The sequence below is a fragment of the Mesorhizobium sp. DCY119 genome (assembly GCF_003590645.1).
Taxonomy (GTDB): Bacteria; Pseudomonadota; Alphaproteobacteria; order Rhizobiales; family Rhizobiaceae; genus Mesorhizobium_M.
Genome location: NZ_CP031834.1, coordinates 181,251 through 198,291, shown reverse-complemented (window position 1 = coordinate 198,291; position 17,041 = coordinate 181,251). Strand labels below are relative to the sequence as shown.

The 17,041-nt window shown below is 61.3% G+C and carries 15 protein-coding genes; 12 read left to right on the top strand and 3 right to left on the bottom strand.

The window, feature by feature from the left end:
* The first annotated feature begins 90 nt into the window (after positions 1 to 90).
* The 4 genes from lnt (at position 91) to DZG07_RS00950 (ending at position 4,398) form a co-directional block, all read left to right on the top strand.
* Positions 91 to 1,683 (top strand): apolipoprotein N-acyltransferase, encoded by a 1,593-nt coding sequence (gene lnt, locus DZG07_RS00965; protein ID WP_119813612.1) that lies wholly within the window; start codon positions 91 to 93, stop codon positions 1,681 to 1,683.
* A 133-nt stretch (positions 1,684 to 1,816) separates the two neighbouring features.
* Positions 1,817 to 2,239, top strand: coding sequence for a helix-turn-helix transcriptional regulator (locus DZG07_RS00960; RefSeq protein ID WP_175544256.1), 423 nt, complete (start codon positions 1,817 to 1,819; stop codon positions 2,237 to 2,239).
* A 141-nt stretch (positions 2,240 to 2,380) separates the two neighbouring features.
* Complete coding sequence (gene metK / locus DZG07_RS00955) at positions 2,381 to 3,664, top strand: methionine adenosyltransferase (protein ID WP_091911237.1); 1,284 nt, start codon at positions 2,381 to 2,383, stop codon at positions 3,662 to 3,664.
* A gap of 20 nt (positions 3,665 to 3,684) precedes the next feature.
* Entirely contained in the window at positions 3,685 to 4,398 is a 714-nt protein-coding gene (locus DZG07_RS00950) for a tRNA (guanine(46)-N(7))-methyltransferase TrmB (RefSeq protein ID WP_119813610.1), read from the top strand.
* Here the strand turns inward: DZG07_RS00950 and DZG07_RS00945 are convergent.
* Both DZG07_RS00945 and DZG07_RS00940 read right to left on the bottom strand, forming a co-directional pair.
* Positions 4,388 to 5,794: a sensor histidine kinase gene (locus DZG07_RS00945; RefSeq protein WP_119813608.1), complete on the bottom strand. Its 1,407-nt coding sequence runs from the start codon at positions 5,792 to 5,794 to the stop codon at positions 4,388 to 4,390. The genes DZG07_RS00950 and DZG07_RS00945 overlap by 11 nt on opposite strands.
* Positions 5,794 to 6,468: a response regulator transcription factor gene (locus tag DZG07_RS00940; RefSeq protein ID WP_091911232.1), complete on the bottom strand. Its 675-nt coding sequence runs from the start codon at positions 6,466 to 6,468 to the stop codon at positions 5,794 to 5,796. The genes DZG07_RS00945 and DZG07_RS00940 overlap by 1 nt, the downstream gene beginning before the upstream one ends.
* Positions 6,469 to 6,548: 80 nt before the next feature.
* Here DZG07_RS00940 and DZG07_RS00935 point away from each other — a divergent pair, with 80 nt between their 5' ends.
* From DZG07_RS00935 to DZG07_RS00920, 4 genes are all read left to right on the top strand, one after another.
* Entirely contained in the window at positions 6,549 to 7,619 is a 1,071-nt protein-coding gene (locus tag DZG07_RS00935) for an ABC transporter substrate-binding protein (RefSeq protein WP_091911230.1), read from the top strand.
* A gap of 329 nt (positions 7,620 to 7,948) precedes the next feature.
* A complete protein-coding gene (locus DZG07_RS00930; RefSeq protein WP_091911228.1) occupies positions 7,949 to 8,893 on the top strand; it encodes a tripartite tricarboxylate transporter substrate binding protein in 945 nt (314 codons plus the stop codon).
* Positions 8,890 to 9,381 carry a tripartite tricarboxylate transporter TctB family protein gene (locus DZG07_RS00925; RefSeq protein WP_091911226.1) on the top strand — a complete coding sequence of 164 codons (492 nt, stop codon included), beginning with the start codon at positions 8,890 to 8,892 and terminating at the stop codon, positions 9,379 to 9,381. Before DZG07_RS00930 ends, DZG07_RS00925 begins: the two co-directional genes overlap by 4 nt.
* Before the next feature lie 11 nt (positions 9,382 to 9,392).
* Positions 9,393 to 10,910: a tripartite tricarboxylate transporter permease gene (locus tag DZG07_RS00920; RefSeq protein ID WP_119813606.1), complete on the top strand. Its 1,518-nt coding sequence runs from the start codon at positions 9,393 to 9,395 to the stop codon at positions 10,908 to 10,910.
* 31 nt (positions 10,911 to 10,941) lie between these two features.
* On the opposite strand, the gene DZG07_RS23680 is transcribed toward DZG07_RS00920, so the two are convergent.
* Positions 10,942 to 11,106: a hypothetical protein gene (locus DZG07_RS23680; protein ID WP_162931527.1), complete on the bottom strand. Its 165-nt coding sequence runs from the start codon at positions 11,104 to 11,106 to the stop codon at positions 10,942 to 10,944.
* A 290-nt stretch (positions 11,107 to 11,396) separates the two neighbouring features.
* On the opposite strand from DZG07_RS23680, the gene rimP reads away from it, so the two are divergent.
* Genes rimP through infB form a run of 4 tightly spaced genes read left to right on the top strand, consistent with a single transcriptional unit; the run spans position 11,397 to position 16,965 of the window.
* A complete protein-coding gene (gene rimP, locus DZG07_RS00915) occupies positions 11,397 to 12,026 on the top strand; it encodes a ribosome maturation factor RimP (RefSeq protein ID WP_119813604.1) in 630 nt (209 codons plus the stop codon).
* Positions 12,027 to 12,068: 42 nt separating this feature from the next.
* Complete coding sequence (gene nusA / locus DZG07_RS00910) at positions 12,069 to 13,661, top strand: transcription termination factor NusA (protein ID WP_091911716.1); 1,593 nt, start codon at positions 12,069 to 12,071, stop codon at positions 13,659 to 13,661.
* Positions 13,662 to 13,699: 38 nt separating this feature from the next.
* Complete coding sequence (locus DZG07_RS00905) at positions 13,700 to 14,350, top strand: RNA-binding protein (protein ID WP_091911220.1); 651 nt, start codon at positions 13,700 to 13,702, stop codon at positions 14,348 to 14,350.
* Positions 14,347 to 16,965: a translation initiation factor IF-2 gene (gene infB, locus DZG07_RS00900; RefSeq protein WP_091911218.1), complete on the top strand. Its 2,619-nt coding sequence runs from the start codon at positions 14,347 to 14,349 to the stop codon at positions 16,963 to 16,965. Before DZG07_RS00905 ends, infB begins: the two co-directional genes overlap by 4 nt.
* Positions 16,966 to 17,041 lie beyond the last annotated feature (76 nt).

The following is a 17,041-nucleotide window of genomic DNA, read 5'->3' as shown; positions in this document are numbered from 1 at the left end:
TTCGGAATATTCCGATGCTCATTTAAAGGGTTAGATCGTCCTTTGTGTGTCCGAAGGGACGCACGGCGATCTGGTGACGAGGGGCAGCCTATGGAGCGCCTTGCAGGGCGGGTAATTCTGCTGTGGGGCTGGCGGCGGGCGATCACGGCTTTTCTGGCTGGCGCTCTCGCAGTTCTTTCCCAGGCGCCATACGATTTCTTCGCAATCTGTTTCGTTTCCTTTCCGGTTCTGGTCTGGCTGCTCGACGGCGCCACTGTCGCATCGCAGCGCGGATTTCTGCGGCGGCTCGTGCCGGCATTTGCCACCGGATGGTGGTTCGGCTTCGGCTATTTTCTGGCGGGGTTGTGGTGGATCGGCGGCGCCATGCTGGTGGAGGCCGACAGCTTCGCCTGGGCCCTTCCTTTTGCCGTGGTCGGCATTCCTTTGATCCTTGCCTTCTTTTATGGTTTTGCCTGCGCCGTCGCTCGCCTGTTCTGGAGCAACGGTCTGGGGCGCATCGCAGCACTTGCCTTCGGTTTCGGCCTGGCCGAATGGCTGCGCACCTTCCTCTTCACCGGCTTCCCCTGGAACGCTATCGGTTATGCCGCGACACCGGTTCCCCTGATGATGCAGAGCGTGTCGGTCACCGGCATGATCGGCATGAACACGCTTGCTGTGTTCGTCTTCGCCATGCTGGCGCTTCTTGCGGCACGTCAACATCGCCGGCTGGGGCTCTCCCTCGCAGCCATCCTCGCCCTTGCCCATATCGGTTTCGGCTATGTTCGGCTGGCAGCGCCCGCCAAGTCGGATGGACGCGGTATCTCGGTGCGTGTCGTTCAGCCGAACATAGACATGACCGAAAAATGGGATGAGAGCGTGCGCGACCGGATTTTCCGCACGCTCCTCGATTTGTCGGCCGAACCGCCCGAGAAGGACAAGCCCAAGCCGCAATTGATCCTGTGGCCGGAAACCTCGGTGCCGTTTTTCTTCACCGAGCGCCCGGACGCCCTGACGGCGCTCGGTGCCCTCCTGGATGAAGGGCAGATGCTGATCGCCGGTGCGATGCGCGAAGAGGGCGGCAACTCCACCAAAGGTGATGCGCGCTACTACAATTCGGTAGTTGCCATCAATGCTTCGGGTGAAATCGTCGACGCCGTAGACAAAGTGCATCTCGTCCCTTTTGGGGAATACATGCCTTTTGCCGATTTGCTGGCGCGATTTGGCCTCGATCAGATCGTCGCCGGACCGATGAATCTGGCGCCCGGCATCGAGCGTCACGCAATCACCATGCCGTCGGGCATCCGGGCCCTTCCATTTATATGTTATGAAATTATATTTCCTGAACTTGTGGCAGTTGACGCTACGTCAACGGACATTATTGTGAACGTCACAAATGATGCCTGGTTCGGCGATACGCCGGGTCCTTACCAGCATTTCCGACAAGCGCAGCTCCGTGCCGTTGAGGCGGGGCTACCTGTCGTTCGTGCCGCCAACACGGGGGTTTCAGGGGTGATTGACCAACGTGGCCGCATAATTGACGCATTGGCGATGGATACGCGCGGCGTAGTTGACGCGACCATTTCGTTGGGTCGCTACGACAAATTAACGCTCGGATATCCCGGTATTAACGGTTTGGTTATCCTGTTCGCCTTTGGAGCATTAGGCCTTGGAATGGGGGTGGGACAAAAGCTCCGGTCGAATTGACAGCCGGTATATTAGAGATTCATAGTGCGCCCGCCTCAATGTAAGTGGAATGATGGGCGATTGAATTGGGGACAATCACTACATTGTCGTGATAAAATCAAATAGAAGAAGCCGGTTAATCGGCGAGGAAAAAATGATCGACAAGGAAAATAAGAAGAAGCCGAACCCGACAGACATATATGTCGGAAGCAGAATTCGCCTGCGTCGGAACATGTTGGGAATGAGTCAGGAAAACTTGGGTGAAAAGCTCGGGATTACCTTTCAGCAAATACAAAAATATGAAAAAGGAACGAATAGAGTAGGAGCTAGCAGGCTACAGGCCATATCTTCTATCCTTGGCGTGCCCGTTTCTTTTTTCTTCGAAGATTTCGTGAGCCAGGATGCTGCTGGAGGCAAAGGTTTTGGCGAAGAGTCGTCAGCAACTTTCGCCCTCGATTTCGTGACCAGTCCTGAGGGTTTGCAGCTTAACCGTGCGTTCTTCAAGATCAGTGACGCCAAGGTGCGTCGTAAGATCATCGATTTGGTGAAGGTGCTGGCGTCCGATGAGGAAAGCTAGGCGACCTTTTTAGGTCGCCAATTCCAAAAAGGCCTTGCGCCACGCAAAATGTCTGCTTGACGGGCTCTGTGCGGCTTCGGTAACACGTGTGCCGCCAGAACGCGGCATTCTGCCGTTCGTTTCTTTCAAGAGGGGACACCCGTGACGCGGCAGAATTATCTCTTTACAAGCGAATCAGTTTCCGAAGGCCATCCAGACAAGGTCTGCGACCGCATTTCCGATGAAATCGTGGATCTGGTTTATCGCGAAGCAGCGAAGAAAAACGGCAATGGCGAGGCGCAGATGGACGCCTGGGAGGTGCGCGTCGCATGCGAGACGCTGGCCACCACCAATCGCGTCGTCATCGCCGGTGAGGTCCGTGTGCCGAAGTCGCTGCTGAAGCAGGACAAGGACGGCAACATCCTGGAAGACGCCAAGGAATTCCCGATCATCAACCCGTCCAAGTTCAAGTCGGCTGCGCGCAAGGCGATCAGGGCGATCGGCTACGAGCAGGACGGCTTCCACTGGAAGAAGGCGAAGATCGACATCCTGCTGCATGGCCAGTCAGCCGATATCGCCCAGGGCGTCGACAACGCCGCCGACAAGCAGGGCGAGGAAGGCGCGGGCGACCAGGGCATCATGTTCGGCTATGCCTGCAACGAGACGCCCGACCTCATGCCGGCGCCGCTCTACTACAGCCACAAGATCCTCGAACTGCTGGCCGCTGCCCGCCACAAGGGCGAAGGCGATGCTGGCAAGCTCGGCCCGGACGCCAAGAGCCAGGTGACCGTGCGTTACATCGACGGCAAGCCCGCCGAAGTGACCCAGATCGTGCTCTCGACCCAGCATCTCGATGCAAGCTGGGATTCCAAGAAGGTGCGCAAGGTCGTCGAGCCTTACATCATTGAGGCGCTCGGCTCGCTCAAGGTCGCCGCCGACTGCAACTGGTACATCAACCCGACCGGCAAGTTCGTGATCGGCGGACCCGATGGCGACGCCGGCCTGACCGGACGCAAGATCATCGTCGACACCTATGGCGGTGCAGCTCCGCATGGCGGCGGCGCTTTCTCCGGTAAGGACACGACCAAGGTGGATCGCTCCGCAGCCTATGCAGCGCGCTATCTCGCCAAGAACGTCGTTGCTGCCAAGCTTGCCGATCGCTGCACGATCCAGCTTTCCTACGCCATCGGCGTCGCGCAGCCGCTGTCGGTCTATGTCGACCTGCACGGCACCGGAAAGGTCAGCGAAGATGTGGTGGAAGCCGCCTTGCGCAGCGTGATGGACCTGTCTCCGTCGGGCATCCGCAAGCATCTCGACCTGAACAAGCCGATCTACGCACGCACGGCCGCCTACGGCCATTTCGGCCGCAAGGCCGGCCGCGATGGGTCCTTTTCCTGGGAGAAGACCGATCTCGTCAAGGCGCTCAAGGAAGCGGTCGCGGCCTGATCGTCAGGGGTGATGTTGCTATGAACGCCGAAGCAAGGCGCAGCCGCTCGACCGAAGCTTTTTTCGGTCGGCGGCATGGCAAGACCATGAGCCCTTACCAGGCCGCGTCGCTTGAGACCGGCCTGGAGAAACACCGGCTCGATCTGGCGCAAGCGGCACCCGCCGATCTGCGCCAGTTGTTTCCCGTGCCCGTGCCCGTGCCCGTTGCCGATGTTCGTATGGAAATCGGTTTCGGCGGCGGCGAGCATCTTCACCACATCGCCTCGCTTCATCCCGATACCGGCTTCATCGGCGTCGAGCCTTTCGTCAACGGCATGGCTCGCCTGATGACGTCGCTTGCCGAAAAGCCGCTCGCCAATCTGCGCGTCTACGATGACGACGCCACGCGTGTGCTGGACTGGCTGCCTGAGGCGTCGCTGTCGGGCATCGACCTGCTCTATCCCGATCCCTGGCCGAAGAAGAAGCACTGGAAGCGGCGCTTCGTCAGCGAGGCCAATCTCGATCGTTTCGCGCGGGTGCTGAAAAGAGGCGCCAAATTCCGCTTCGCTTCCGACATCGACACTTATGTGAGCTGGACGCTCCTGCATTGCCGCGCGCACAAGGCGTTCGAATGGCAGGCCTCCGATGCGGGTGACTGGCACGAGCCTTATGAGGGCTGGATTCGTACCCGCTACGAGGCGAAGGCCGTTCGCGAAGGCCGTCGCCCTGCCTACATGACCTTCGTCAGGGTCTGATTACCGCAGGCATTTCGGTTTCTGGAAATCTGACCCGCGCGCGCAACCCGCTCCCACCTGCGGCCGAGAGCAGCGAAAGCTCTCCTCCGAAAAGCCCGGCGATTTCCTCCACGATTGGCAGGCCAAGGCCCGTGCCCGGTTTCGAGCCGTCGCCGCCGCGCGAAAAGCGCTTTCTTACCGTCTCGATCTGCTCGACTGAGAGGCCGGGACCGTTGTCTTCGATTTCCAGGATGACGCCGTCATCCCTCAGCACGCGCACCGTTACCATCGCGCCGGAGCCGGCATAGGCGATGGCATTTTCGATGAGGTTGCCGATCAACTCACCCAGCAGCAACGGCTCGCCCCGGATGACGAGTGCCTCTTCGCCTTCGAAACCAAGATCGATGCCGGCCGTTTGCGCCTTGGGAATGCGATCGGCGGTGCAGCTTTGCGCGAGTTCTGTGAGATCGACGGCAACAAGATCCCTGAGGCGTTGGGATGCGGCCTCGTCGATCTTGGCCATCAGCAGCAGTTGGGCGAGCATTCGCTCGGCATGGGCGACCGCCTCGTCTCCGGTCGCCGCGGCTGCTCGCGCCTGATCGAGCGAGTTTGCCCGCGCCGCCAGCGCCAGTTGCGTCCTGATGATGGTCAGCGGCGTGCGCAACTGATGGCTGGCGTTGCCGGTGAAATGGCGCAGCGCATCGAGCGCCGAAGCAAGCCTGACCATGAAGGAATTGACAGAATCGACCAGGCCTCGCACCTCGTTGGGCACCGACTGCTCGATCGGCCGCAGGTCATCGGGGCTGCGTTCGGTGATGGCTTCGCGGAGCCGGTAGAGCGGTCGCAGCGACGCGGTGACGGCAAACCAGACGATGATTGCCGCACCCGCAATAAGGATCGCCAGACGCAGCGCCGAGCGCAGCAGGATCGTTTCGGTCAACCGCGTGCGAGCGATCGTGGTTTCGGCGACCGTCACGACAAAGGGAACGGAGTTGACGCCGGTCGAGGCCGAGCGCGCCAATACCGCAAGCCGGATCGGCTCGCCGCGAAACTCGGCGTCGGCATAAACCGCCCGCTCGGGCACGGAAACGGCGACTGTCGGCAGTGACTGGTAGCCGGTGATGAATGTGCCGGGCGGGCCCTCGACGCGATAGAAGACCCGATCCTGCGCTGCCGATGTCAGCATCTCCAGCGCGACATAGGGAATGTCGACCTCCAGCGAGCCGTCTTCCGCGACAACCACGCGCTCGGCGATGGCCAGCGCCGAGCCGGCAAGCACGCGGTCGGATACGGCATTGGCCGTCTGCACGGCCTCTCCGTAGGTATCGACCAGCGCTATCAGGCCAAGCGCGATCAGCGGCAGCAGCAGCCAGAGAAGGAGCCGGCGGCGCAGCGAATAGGTCGATACGTCAGCCATCAGGAGCTTTGCGTCTTTTCGAGATAGTAGCCGATGCCGCGCGCGGTGCGCACCGTCAGCCCATGCGGGGCCAGGCGCTTGCGCAGCCGGCTGACATATTGCTCGATGGCGTTGGCGCTCAGATCGTCATCGAAACCGGCAAGCGACTCGATGATCGACTGCTTCGTGACGACCTTGCCGGCGCGCAGGAACAGCGTCTCCAGCAGGCTGATTTCGCGCGCCGGCAGGTCGAGCGATATTCCGCCGGCTGAGAAGCTGCGCGAGTTCTGGTCGAAGGACACGTCGCCGAACGTGACGGTCGCCGCTTTCAAGCCTGCCTGCCGGCGCAGAAGCACGCGAACGCGCGCTTCGAGCTCGCCGACGTCGAACGGCTTGATCATGTAGTCGTCGGCGCCGAGATTGAGGCCCTTGACCCTGTCCTCGAAGGCGCTGCGCGCCGTCAGGATCAGCACGCTTGCGTTGTTCTGGCGCGCCCGCATGGTGCGCAGCACGTCGAGACCGTCCATCTCCGGGAGATTGAGGTCGAGGACGACGACATCGAAACGTTCGGTCGCAAGCACAGCTACAGCCGATGCGCCGTCACCGACGATATCCACGGCATAGCCGCTGCCGCGCAATACGGCGGCAAGGCCATTTGCCAGCGTGACGTTGTCCTCGACCACCAGTATGCGCACGAAATCCTCTTTTTTACTGCAGCTTAGAGCGGGAGCGAAAGCTTGTGAACACGGTAAGCCTGTTGCATGGTCAGTGGACCATGCGGCTGCTTGCATTCCTCATTCTTTTGCTCTCTGGAGCTTTCCCTGCCACGGCACAAGAGGTGCTCTTCCCGGCATTGGACGGCAACGCGAGCGCGCGCACGCTGATTGTCTATTCCTCGCTCGATACGCCGCTGGTCGAGCCGATGGTTGCCGGTTTCCAGAAGGCCAATCCGGGCGTTGCGGTCCGCTACGAGGATATGCTGACCTCCGACATCTACGACCGCATCGTCCGCGAAACCGATGCCGGACAAAAAACCGCCGACATGGCATTTTCGTCGGCAATGGATCTGCAGGTGAAGCTTGCCAATGACGGCTATGCGCAGCAGAGTGATCTTCCGCTGAGTGAGCGCTGGCCGCGCTGGGCGAACTGGCGCAACACGGCCTATGCGCTGACATTCGAGCCGGCAGTCTTCGTCTACCACAAGCCGAGCTTCAAGGACGTGGAGCCGCCCGCCACGCGCAAGCAGTTCGTGGATTACCTGCAGCATCAGGGTGACGCCGTTTTCGGCCGTATCGCCACCTATGACATCGAGCGCTCTGGCGTCGGTTTCATGTTCATGTCCCGCGACCAGGAACAGTTCGGCGATATCTGGACGGTGATCCAGGCTATGGGAGCAGCGGGCGTAAAGCTCTATTCGACGAGTTCGGCCATTCTGGAGCGTATCGCCGATGGCCGCTTCGTGCTCGGCTACAACATTCTCGGCTCCTACGCTGCCGATTGGGCTTCGCGCCATCCCGATGTCGGGATCATGCTGCCCAAGGACTACACCGTGGTCATGTCGCGCATCGGACTGGTGCCGAAGGCGGCACAGTCTCCCGATCTCGGACGCAGATATCTCGAATACTTCATGTCCGCCGAGGGTCAGGCGATCATGGCCAGGCAATTGCACATCGCAGCCGTCAATCCCGACGTGTCCGGCGAGAATACCGCCAGCATGATGCAGACAACGCTGGGCGCCCAGTTGCGGCCGGTGCCGGTAAGCCCCGGACTGATGGTCTATCTCGATCAGGTCAAGCGCACACGGCTGATCAAGCGCTGGAACGATGCCTTGCGAGGACAAGAGTGAACTGACAGAATGCCTGCACGATCTTGCCGGATGTCAGCCTTATGTCAGGTTGATGTGGTGATGTGACGGTCGGTTTGGCTGTTGGAGGCAGCCAGAACGGGGAGTTTCGGGAGGAACCAAGCCCATATCCCAGAATATTTGTCCGCGGTCTCAAGGCTTGCGGCAGGGAAAATGGGCATTTTGACTGCGGTGTGGCACGACCACGCCCTGCCAGACCTTCCAAACCAGAGAAAGCCCGGATGCCGGTGATGAACCGGGCAAACGAGGCTTCGACAGTCAGATCTGGCGCGCCACCTCCTGATGGCGCACCGAACCAAGGAGGAAACATCGTGAAGCATTTCGTACTCGCGTCGATACTGGGTGGCTTGCTCGCCCTTCCGGCACATGCTGCCGACTACAAGATCATGGCGCCCGCAGCGCCCGGCGGTGGCTGGGACCAGACCGCCCGCACCATGCAGACGGCCCTTCAGGACGAAAAGATTTCCAGCAGCGTCCAGGTCAACAACGTTCCCGGCGCCGGTGGCACTATCGGCCTTGCCCAGTTCGCCAATCAGGCGAGCGGCGATCCTTCGCAGCTCATCGTCGGCGGCTATGTCATGGTCGGCGCGATCCTCACCAATGCATCTCCTGTCACGCTCGATCAGGTGACGCCGATTGCCCGCCTCACCGGCGAATTTGAAGCAATCGTCGTGCCCGCCACTTCCGACATCAAGGACATGGCCGGTCTCGTCGCGAAGCTGAAGGCTGATCCGGGCTCGGTGTCCTGGGGTGGCGGCTCGGCCGGCGGTACGGATCACATCACTGCGGGCCTGATCGCCAAGGCGGTGGGCGTCGACCCGACCAAGGTCAACTACATCGCTTTCTCCGGCGGCGGTGAGGCACTTGCGGCTATCCTCGGCGGACAGGTCACGGTCGGTATTTCCGGCTATGGCGAATTCGAATCGCAGATCAAGGCTGGCGAATTGCGCATCATCGGCATCTCCAGCGACGAGAAGGTCGCGGGCATCGATGCGCCGACCTTCAAGGAAGGCGGCGTTGACGTTTCCATCCAGAACTGGCGCATGGTTGCAGCAGCACCCGGCATCACCGACGAGCAGAAGGCTGCGATCAGCGCTGACGTTGAAAAGATGGTGACGTCGAAGAGCTGGAAGGACGCGCTTGCCACCAAGGGCTGGGCCGACACCTACCTGGCTGGCGACGAGTTTAAGACGCAGCTTGCCAAGGACATTGAATCGACCTCGGGAATCCTGAAGGACATCGGTCTCGTCAAATGACGGAAAACAACACATCCGATACCAAGCGCCGCCCTGACCGGGCGGCGTTCGTTATAGCGGCGGTTCTGGCGATCATCGCCGGTGTGATTGCCTGGAACACCGCGCATATGGGTGGCGCCGGCAGCTATTCCCGCCTCGGCCCGACGGCTTTCCCCTATGCGATCGCCGCAGCCCTTTTCATTCTGGCCGTGTGGACGGTGTTTGCCGCTCTTCGCCATGATTTTCCGGAGCGCGAACCACAGCAGTTCGGACCCGTCATCTGGATCGTCGGTGGCCTTGCCGCACAGATGCTGCTTCTAAAGTTCGTAGGCTTTTCTATCGCCACCGGCCTGCTGTTTGCCGCCACGGCGCGCGGCTTCGGGCGCGGACCGCTATGGATGACGATCCCGATCGGCATCGTCCTTTCCTTCGTCGTCTGGTTCATCTTCTCCAAGGGGCTGCAACTGTCGCTGCCCGCCGGTCCGCTCGAGCGGCTCATTTTAGGCTAAGGGGTTAGAGCATGGATACGTTCGGCCTTTTGGCACAAGGGTTCCTGGTTGCGCTGGAGCCGATGAATCTTCTTTACGCGCTGATCGGCGTGACGCTGGGCACTGCCGTTGGCGTGCTGCCGGGCATCGGTCCGGCGCTGACCGTGGCGCTGCTTCTGCCCGTCACCTACAAGCTCGATCCGGCCGGCTCGCTGATCATGTTCGCGGGCATCTATTACGGCGGCATGTATGGCGGCTCGACCACGTCGATCCTGCTCAATACGCCGGGCGAAAGCGCCTCTATCGTCACCGCGCTGGAAGGCAACAAGATGGCCCGCAAGGGCAGGGGCGGGCCGGCGCTGGCGACGGCTGCCATCGGCTCCTTCGTTGCCGGTCTCATCGCCACGATCGGGCTGGCGCTTATCGCGCCCTTTATCGTCAAATTCGCGCTGTCCTTCGGCCCGGCCGAATATTTCGCGCTGATGGTACTGGCCTTCATGACCGTTTCGGCTGCCTTCGGCGAGTCGTCCCTGCGTGGCCTGACGGCCCTCTTCATCGGCCTCGCGCTCGGCCTCATAGGCATCGACCTGCAGACGGGGCAGGCGCGCCTTGCCTTCGGTATCCCCGACCTGCTCGACGGTATCGAGGTGACGACGCTGGCGGTCGCGCTCTTTGCGATCGGTGAAACATTGACTGTCGCGGCGTCACGCAGCAGCGGCGACGAGCGCATTGAGCCGGTGAAGGGCTCCGTCTGGATGAACAAAGAGGATTGGTCGCGGTCGTGGAAGCCGTGGCTGCGTGGCACGGCGATCGGCTTTCCGATTGGTGCCATGCCGGCCGGCGGCGCCGAGATCGGCACCTTCCTGTCCTACTCGGTGGAAAAGCAGCTTGCCAGGAAGCCGGAAGAATTCGGCCATGGCGCGATCGAAGGCGTTGCCGGACCCGAAGCAGCCAACAATGCCTCTGCCGCTGGTACGCTGGTGCCACTGCTGACGCTCGGCCTGCCGACGACGGCGACTGCGGCAATCATGCTGGCGGGCTTCCAACAATTCGGCCTGCAGCCGGGACCGTTGCTGTTCGCCAACAATTCATCGCTGGTCTGGGGCCTGATCGCCAGCCTGCTGGTGGCCAATTTCATGCTGCTGGTGCTGAACCTGCCGCTGATCGGCCTGTGGGTCAGGCTTCTGTCGATCCCGCGCCATTGGCTCTATGCCGGCATTCTGGTCTTCGCGACGCTCGGCACCATAGGCGCCAACCCGTCGGTGTTTGAACTGGGAATGCTCCTTACGTTCGGTATTCTGGGCTATCTGCTGCGCCAGTTCGGCTATCCGATCGCACCGGTCGTCGTGGGCTTGATCCTGGGGCCATTGGCCGAGCAGCAATTGCGCCGCGCTTTGGCGATCAGCCAAGGCGATCTGACGGTGCTGGTGCACTCGCCTATTTCGATCGTGCTGCTGACGCTTGCGGCTGCTGCCGTGATCGTGCCGCTGGTGATGCGGGCACGCGGGCGAGGCAAGGTGCTTTCGCAGCTTGCCGCCGACGAGGATTGATAGATCCTCGTCTCATCATCAACATCCGGCTTTAGAAGTGCCGGATGTTCTTGAAGGACTCGGGGTTGATGCCGAGATTGCGGAGGTGATGTTCGCTCGGCATCCTGCGGTTATCGACGGCACGGGACACGGCCACGGCGCTACCGAATACGCTGAACAGATCGCTCATCACCGAAATTGTGCTTCGCTTGGTCATTGAAAGCTTCCTTTCGAGTTGTGCATCGCAACAAATTTTCTGTTGCCATGCAGCATATATAGGAACTCATTGATATTTCTGACAGATGGTTTCCTGCATGCGAGCCATGCGTGCCGCGCATCCTTGGGAAACCGGTAGTCCGGAACGCTGTGCGGCTGAGCATTCCGTCTTGGACTTGAAACCGGCTGGCCAATGGGCTATATCCCATTCAAATTCTTGGTCGGTATGACGAAGAGTGGGTCCACCCGGTCCCGCTCTTTTTTGTTACCTGGCCCAGCCTCGGACAGGGAATGACGGAAGAGACATCCAGCATAGCCGGCGACGATCGCATCATCCGCGAAAGCGGTGTCGATGCGCGTGTGGCATCGATCATTGCACCGGTATTGCGTGCAATCGGCTTTCGGCTCGTGCGTGTGCGCCTCTCGGGCCAGAACGGCCTGACGCTGCAGATCATGGCTGAACGTGAAGACGGCACCATGACAGTCGAGGACTGCGAAGAGGTCAGCCGCGCGGTTTCTCCCGCGCTTGATGTCGACGATCCGATCGATAAGGCCTATCATCTGGAAGTGTCATCGCCGGGCATCGATCGCCCGCTGGTGCGCAAGTCGGATTTCTCCGCCTGGGTCGGTCATCTCGTGAAGATGGAAACGTCGATCCTGGTCGCAGACCGCAAGCGTTTTCGCGGCAAGATCGCAGAGACCGACGACGAAAGCGTTCTGATAGAGCGCGACCAGCCCGCTTACGGCGATGAGCCCAGCGTGCGCATACCGTTCGAAACGATTGCCGATGCCCGCCTGATCCTGACAGACGACCTGATCCGGGATGCGCTGAGCAAGGACAACAGGGCCCGCAAGGAAGCCAAGAAAAACCGCGGCGAAGATGAAGACGACGCGGAAGACGAGATCGAAACAGAAGAGTGATTGAGCAGCCGGTCGACGCCGGCATTGTTCAGGGAGACGAAGATGGTAGTCAGTGCGAACAGGCTTGAGCTGCTGCAGATCGCCGATGCGGTTGCGCGTGAAAAGTCGATCGACAAATCAATCGTGATCGCCGCCATGGCCGACGCGATCCAGAAGGCCGCGCGCTCGCGCTACGGCCAGGAAACCAACATCCGCGCCGACATCAACCCGAACACCGGCGAGATGAAGCTGCAGCGTCTGATGGAAGTCGTGGAAAAGGTCGATGACTACGCGACCCAGATCGCGCTCTCCTCGGCGCGCGAGCGCAATCCCGACGCACAGGTCGGCGACTTCATTGCCGAGCAGCTCCCGCCGATGGATTTCGGCCGCATCGCCGCGCAGTCGGCCAAGCAGGTCATCGTCCAGAAGGTGCGCGAGGCCGAGCGTGATCGTCAGTTCGACGAATACAAGGATCGCATCGGCGAGATCGTCAACGGCACGGTCAAGCGCGTCGAGTATGGCAACGTCATCGTCGATCTCGGCCGTGGCGAAGCGATCATCCGCCGCGACGAGCTGATCCCCCGCGAAAACTATAAGTATGGCGACCGCGTCCGTGCCTATGTCTACGACGTGCGCCGCGAGCAGCGCGGCCCGCAGATTTTCCTGTCGCGTACGCACCCGCAGTTCATGGCCAAGCTCTTCACCATGGAAGTGCCGGAAATCTATGACGGTATCATCGAGATCAAGTCGGTGGCCCGCGATCCGGGTTCCCGCGCCAAGATCGCCGTCATTTCGCGTGACTCATCGATCGATCCGGTCGGCGCCTGCGTTGGTATGCGCGGTTCGCGCGTCCAGGCCGTTGTCGGCGAATTGCAGGGCGAGAAGATCGACATCATTCCGTGGTCGCCTTCGGCCGCCTCCTTCATCGTCAACGCCTTGCAGCCGGCTGAAGTCGCCAAGGTTGTTCTCGATGAGGATGCAGAGCGCATAGAAGTCGTGGTGCCCGACGACCAGCTCTCGCTGGCCATCGGCCGCCGCGGCCAGAACGTTCGCCTTGCTTCGCAGCTCACCGGCTGGGATATCGACATCCTGACCGAGCAGGAAGAATCCGAGCGTCGCCAGAAGGAATTCGTCGAGCGTTCGAACCTCTTCATGGAAGCGCTGGATGTCGACGAGATGGTCGGCCAGGTGCTGGCCTCCGAAGGGTTCACCAGCGTCGAGGAAGTGGCCTATGTCGACGCCGACGAGATTTCCTCGATTGACGGCTTTGATGAGGACACCGCCAGCGAGATCCAGACCCGCGCCCGCGAATATCTCGAGAAGATCGAAGCAGAGCACGACGACAAGCGCCGTGCTCTGGGCGTCGAGGACGAACTGCGCGAAATCCCGGGCATCACCACCGCAATGCTGGTGACGCTCGGCGAGGACGGCGTGAAGACGATCGAGGACTTCGCCGGTTACGCGGTCGACGATCTCGTCGGCTGGAAGGAACGCAAGGACGGCGAGACCAAGTTCTTCCCCGGCGTTCTTGCCACTTACGCCATTTCGCGCACCGACGCTGAACAGATGGTCCTGGCTGCACGCCTGAAGGCCGGTTGGATCACAGAGGACGAAGCAGTTGCTGAGGAAGCGACTGCCGAAGCCGCTGGTGCGTGAGGTGAACACGCATCGCACGGGACCTGACCCACGACGAGATGAACGATCGCACCTGCATCGTCACGCGCAAGACCGCCGAGCCGGATGAACTGATCCGTTTCGTTGTCGGGCCGGATTCTGCTGTCGTTCCCGATCTGAAAAGAAATCTTCCAGGGCGCGGTTGCTGGGTGACCGGCGACCGCCTACATGTGGACAAGGCTGCGGCAAAGAACAGCTTTGCCCGCGCCTTCAAGAAGGAAGTCACCGTTTCGCCTGATCTTGGCGCGATGGTGGATATGCTTCTGGCAAAATCTGTCCTCGGTGTCCTCGGACTGGCCCGCAAGGCTGGTGCCATTGCACTCGGCGCGACAAAGGTCGAAAGTGCGGTGCGCAGCGGCAAGGCGCTTCTCGTTCTTCACGCAGTGGAAGCATCGGAAGACGGCCTTCGCAAGATTACCCAGGCACGCCGCGCCACCGCCTATGCCGGCGGCCCCGAAATCTATGCCTACAAACTTTTCTCGGAAGCCGATTTGAGTTTGGCATTAGGGGGCACAAATGTGATACATGCTGCCGTTCTTGCGGAAGACGCGGGAAAAGCGGTGCTGAAGCGCATGGTTGCGCTTGACCGATACCGGGGCGGATCCCCGGATGACCGGGCAATGTTTGCGGCAATTGCTGACGAAGATGAAGCCGCAGAGGATATGGAATGAGCGATACGAAATCGGGTGACGACAACACGTTGAGCGTCAACACGAAGAAGACCTTGACGCTGAAGCGCCCAGGCGTGGAGCAGGGCACCGTGCGGCAGAACTTCTCGCACGGGCGCACCAAGGCCGTCGTCGTCGAAACCAAGAAGCGCAAATTCTCGATGCCTGGCGACAAGCCGGAGCCGACCGTTGCCTCGGTGTTCACGCCGAAGCCGGCGCCCGCGCCTGCGCCCGTCGCAGTAGCAGCACCGGTGGTGCAGGAAGCGCCGAAGCCCGTTGCCGCACCTGCGCCGGCACCCGCTCCCGCGCCTGCGCCCGCTCCGGTTGTGGCTGAGCGTTCCGGCATGGTTCTGAACGAGCTGTCGAGCAGCGAGATGGAAGCGCGCCGCCGTGCGCTCGAGGGCTCCAAGGCCCGCGAGATCGAAGATCGCCAGCGCGCCCTGGAAGAAACCAAGCGCCGTCAGGAAGAAGAAGAGCGCCGCCGCCGTGAGCGCGATGAATCGGCTCGCCGTCAGGCCGAGGAAGAGGCTCGTCTCCAGACAGAGGCCGAAGCCCGCCGTCGCGCCGAGGAAGAAGCGCGCCGCCGTGCGCCTCAGCACGCCGACCTGGTAGCTGATGAACCGGAAGCCAAGAGCAAGAGCGTGGCTTCCCCGCGCAGCGCCGTTCCTATCAAGCGGATCGTAACGCCTGAAGTCGCCCGCCCGGCAAAGACCAAGGGCGAGGAAGATCGCCGTCGCGGCAAGCTGACGCTCAGCAGCGCTACTTCAGACGAAGACAGCCGCGGTCGTTCGCTGTCGTCGATGCGCCGCCGTCAGGAAAAGTTCAAGCGCGCCATGCATCAGGAACCGCGCGAGAAGATCGTGCGCGAAGTGGTGCTGCCTGAAACCATCACCATCCAGGAACTCGCTCAGCGTATGTCCGAGCGCGCCGTGGATGTGGTCAAGTACTTCATGAAGCAGGGCCAGATCCTGAAGCCGGGCGACGTGATCGACGCCGATACGGCCGAACTCATCGCTGCCGAATTTGGCCACACGGTTCGCCGCGTCGCTGAATCCGACATCGAAGAAGGCCTGTTCGACGTTGCCGACCGTCCCGAGGACATGGAGTCGCGTTCGCCGGTCGTCACCATCATGGGTCACGTCGACCACGGCAAGACCTCGCTTCTCGATGCGATCCGCAATGCCAATGTCGTTTCCGGCGAAGCCGGCGGCATCACCCAGCATATCGGCGCCTATCAGGTCGAGAAGAACGGTCAGAAGATCACCTTCATCGACACGCCCGGCCACGCCGCCTTCACGGCAATGCGTGCCCGCGGTGCGCAGGCCACCGACATTGCCATCCTGGTGGTCGCTGCCGACGACAGCGTGATGCCGCAGACCATCGAGTCCATCAGCCACGCCAAAGCGGCCGGTGTTCCGATCATCGTGGCGATCAACAAGATCGACAAGCCGTCAGCCGATCCGCAGAAGGTGCGCACGCAGCTTCTGCAGCACGAGGTTTTCGTGGAATCGATGGGCGGTGAAGTTCTGGACGTCGAGGTTTCGGCGACCAAGGGCACCAATCTCGACAAGCTGCTCGAAGCGATCCTGCTGCAGGCCGAACTGCTCGACCTCAAGGCCAATGCGAACCGTACCGCCGAAGGTGTCGTCATCGAAGCCAAGCTCGACAAGGGCCGTGGTTCGGTGGCTACCGTTCTGGTGCAGACCGGTACGCTGCTGGTCGGCGACATCGTCGTGGCCGGCAACGAGTGGGGCCGTGTGCGCGCCCTCGTCGACGATCATGGCGAGCACGTCAAGGAAGCGCTGCCGGCTACCCCGGTTGAAATCCTGGGTCTCCAGGGTACGCCGCAGGCAGGCGACCGCTTTGCTGTCGTCACCAACGAGGCCAAGGCGCGCGAGATCACCGAGTACCGTCAGCGTCTTGCTCGCGACAAGGCGGCTGCCCGCCATGTTGGCCAGCGCGGTTCGCTCGAACATATGATGTCGCAGCTGCAGTCGAGTGGTCTCAAGGAGTTCCCACTGGTCATCAAGGCCGACGTGCAGGGTTCCGTCGAGGCGATTATCGCAGCACTCGACAAGCTGGGCACCGACGAAGTCCGTGCCCGCATCGTTCATGCAGGCGCCGGTGGCATCACGGAAAGCGACGTGTCGCTCGCCGAGACGTCCGGTGCTGCCATGATCGGCTTCAACGTGCGTGCAAACCCTCAGGCCCGTCAGGCGGCCGAGCAGGCCGGCATCGACATCCGCTACTACAACATCATCTACAATCTCGTGGATGACGTTAAGGCGGCCATGTCGGGTCTGCTGTCGCCGGAACGCCGCGAAACCTTCATCGGCAATGCGGAAATCCTGGAAGTCTTCAACATCACGAAGACCGGCAAGGTCGCCGGTTGCCGTGTCACGGAAGGCAAGGTCGAGCGCGGTGCCGGCGTACGCCTGATCCGCGACGATGTCGTCATCCACGAAGGTACGCTGAAGACGCTGAAGCGCTTCAAGGACGAAGTGTCCGAGGTTCCGGTCGGCCAGGAATGTGGCATGGCCTTCCAAAACTACGAAGACATGCGCCAGGGCGACGTCATCGAGTGCTTCCGCGTCGAGATGGTGACCCGGACGCTGTAAAGGCTGATGGAAACTGGAGGGCGGCTTCGGCCGCTCTCTTTGCTGCAACCGTGATGCGGTCCCACCCCGCAACGGC

Bases quoted from the DNA above. Each gene is read 5' to 3' on its own strand.
- DZG07_RS00925 (WP_091911226.1), top strand. From the start codon at position 8,890: ATGACGGAAAACAACACATCCGATACCAAGCGCCGCCCTGACCGGGCG.
- DZG07_RS00905 (WP_091911220.1), top strand. From the start codon at position 13,700: ATGAACGATCGCACCTGCATCGTCACGCGCAAGACCGCCGAGCCGGAT.
- rimP (WP_119813604.1), top strand. From the start codon at position 11,397: ATGACGGAAGAGACATCCAGCATAGCCGGCGACGATCGCATCATCCGC.
- nusA (WP_091911716.1), top strand. From the start codon at position 12,069: ATGGTAGTCAGTGCGAACAGGCTTGAGCTGCTGCAGATCGCCGATGCG.
- DZG07_RS00935 (WP_091911230.1), top strand. From the start codon at position 6,549: ATGCGGCTGCTTGCATTCCTCATTCTTTTGCTCTCTGGAGCTTTCCCT.
- DZG07_RS00950 (WP_119813610.1), top strand. From the start codon at position 3,685: ATGAACGCCGAAGCAAGGCGCAGCCGCTCGACCGAAGCTTTTTTCGGT.
- DZG07_RS23680 (WP_162931527.1), bottom strand. From the start codon at position 11,106: ATGACCAAGCGAAGCACAATTTCGGTGATGAGCGATCTGTTCAGCGTA.
- infB (WP_091911218.1), top strand. From the start codon at position 14,347: ATGAGCGATACGAAATCGGGTGACGACAACACGTTGAGCGTCAACACG.
- DZG07_RS00945 (WP_119813608.1), bottom strand. From the start codon at position 5,794: ATGGCTGACGTATCGACCTATTCGCTGCGCCGCCGGCTCCTTCTCTGG.
- DZG07_RS00920 (WP_119813606.1), top strand. From the start codon at position 9,393: ATGGATACGTTCGGCCTTTTGGCACAAGGGTTCCTGGTTGCGCTGGAG.
- DZG07_RS00960 (WP_175544256.1), top strand. From the start codon at position 1,817: ATGATCGACAAGGAAAATAAGAAGAAGCCGAACCCGACAGACATATAT.
- lnt (WP_119813612.1), top strand. From the start codon at position 91: ATGGAGCGCCTTGCAGGGCGGGTAATTCTGCTGTGGGGCTGGCGGCGG.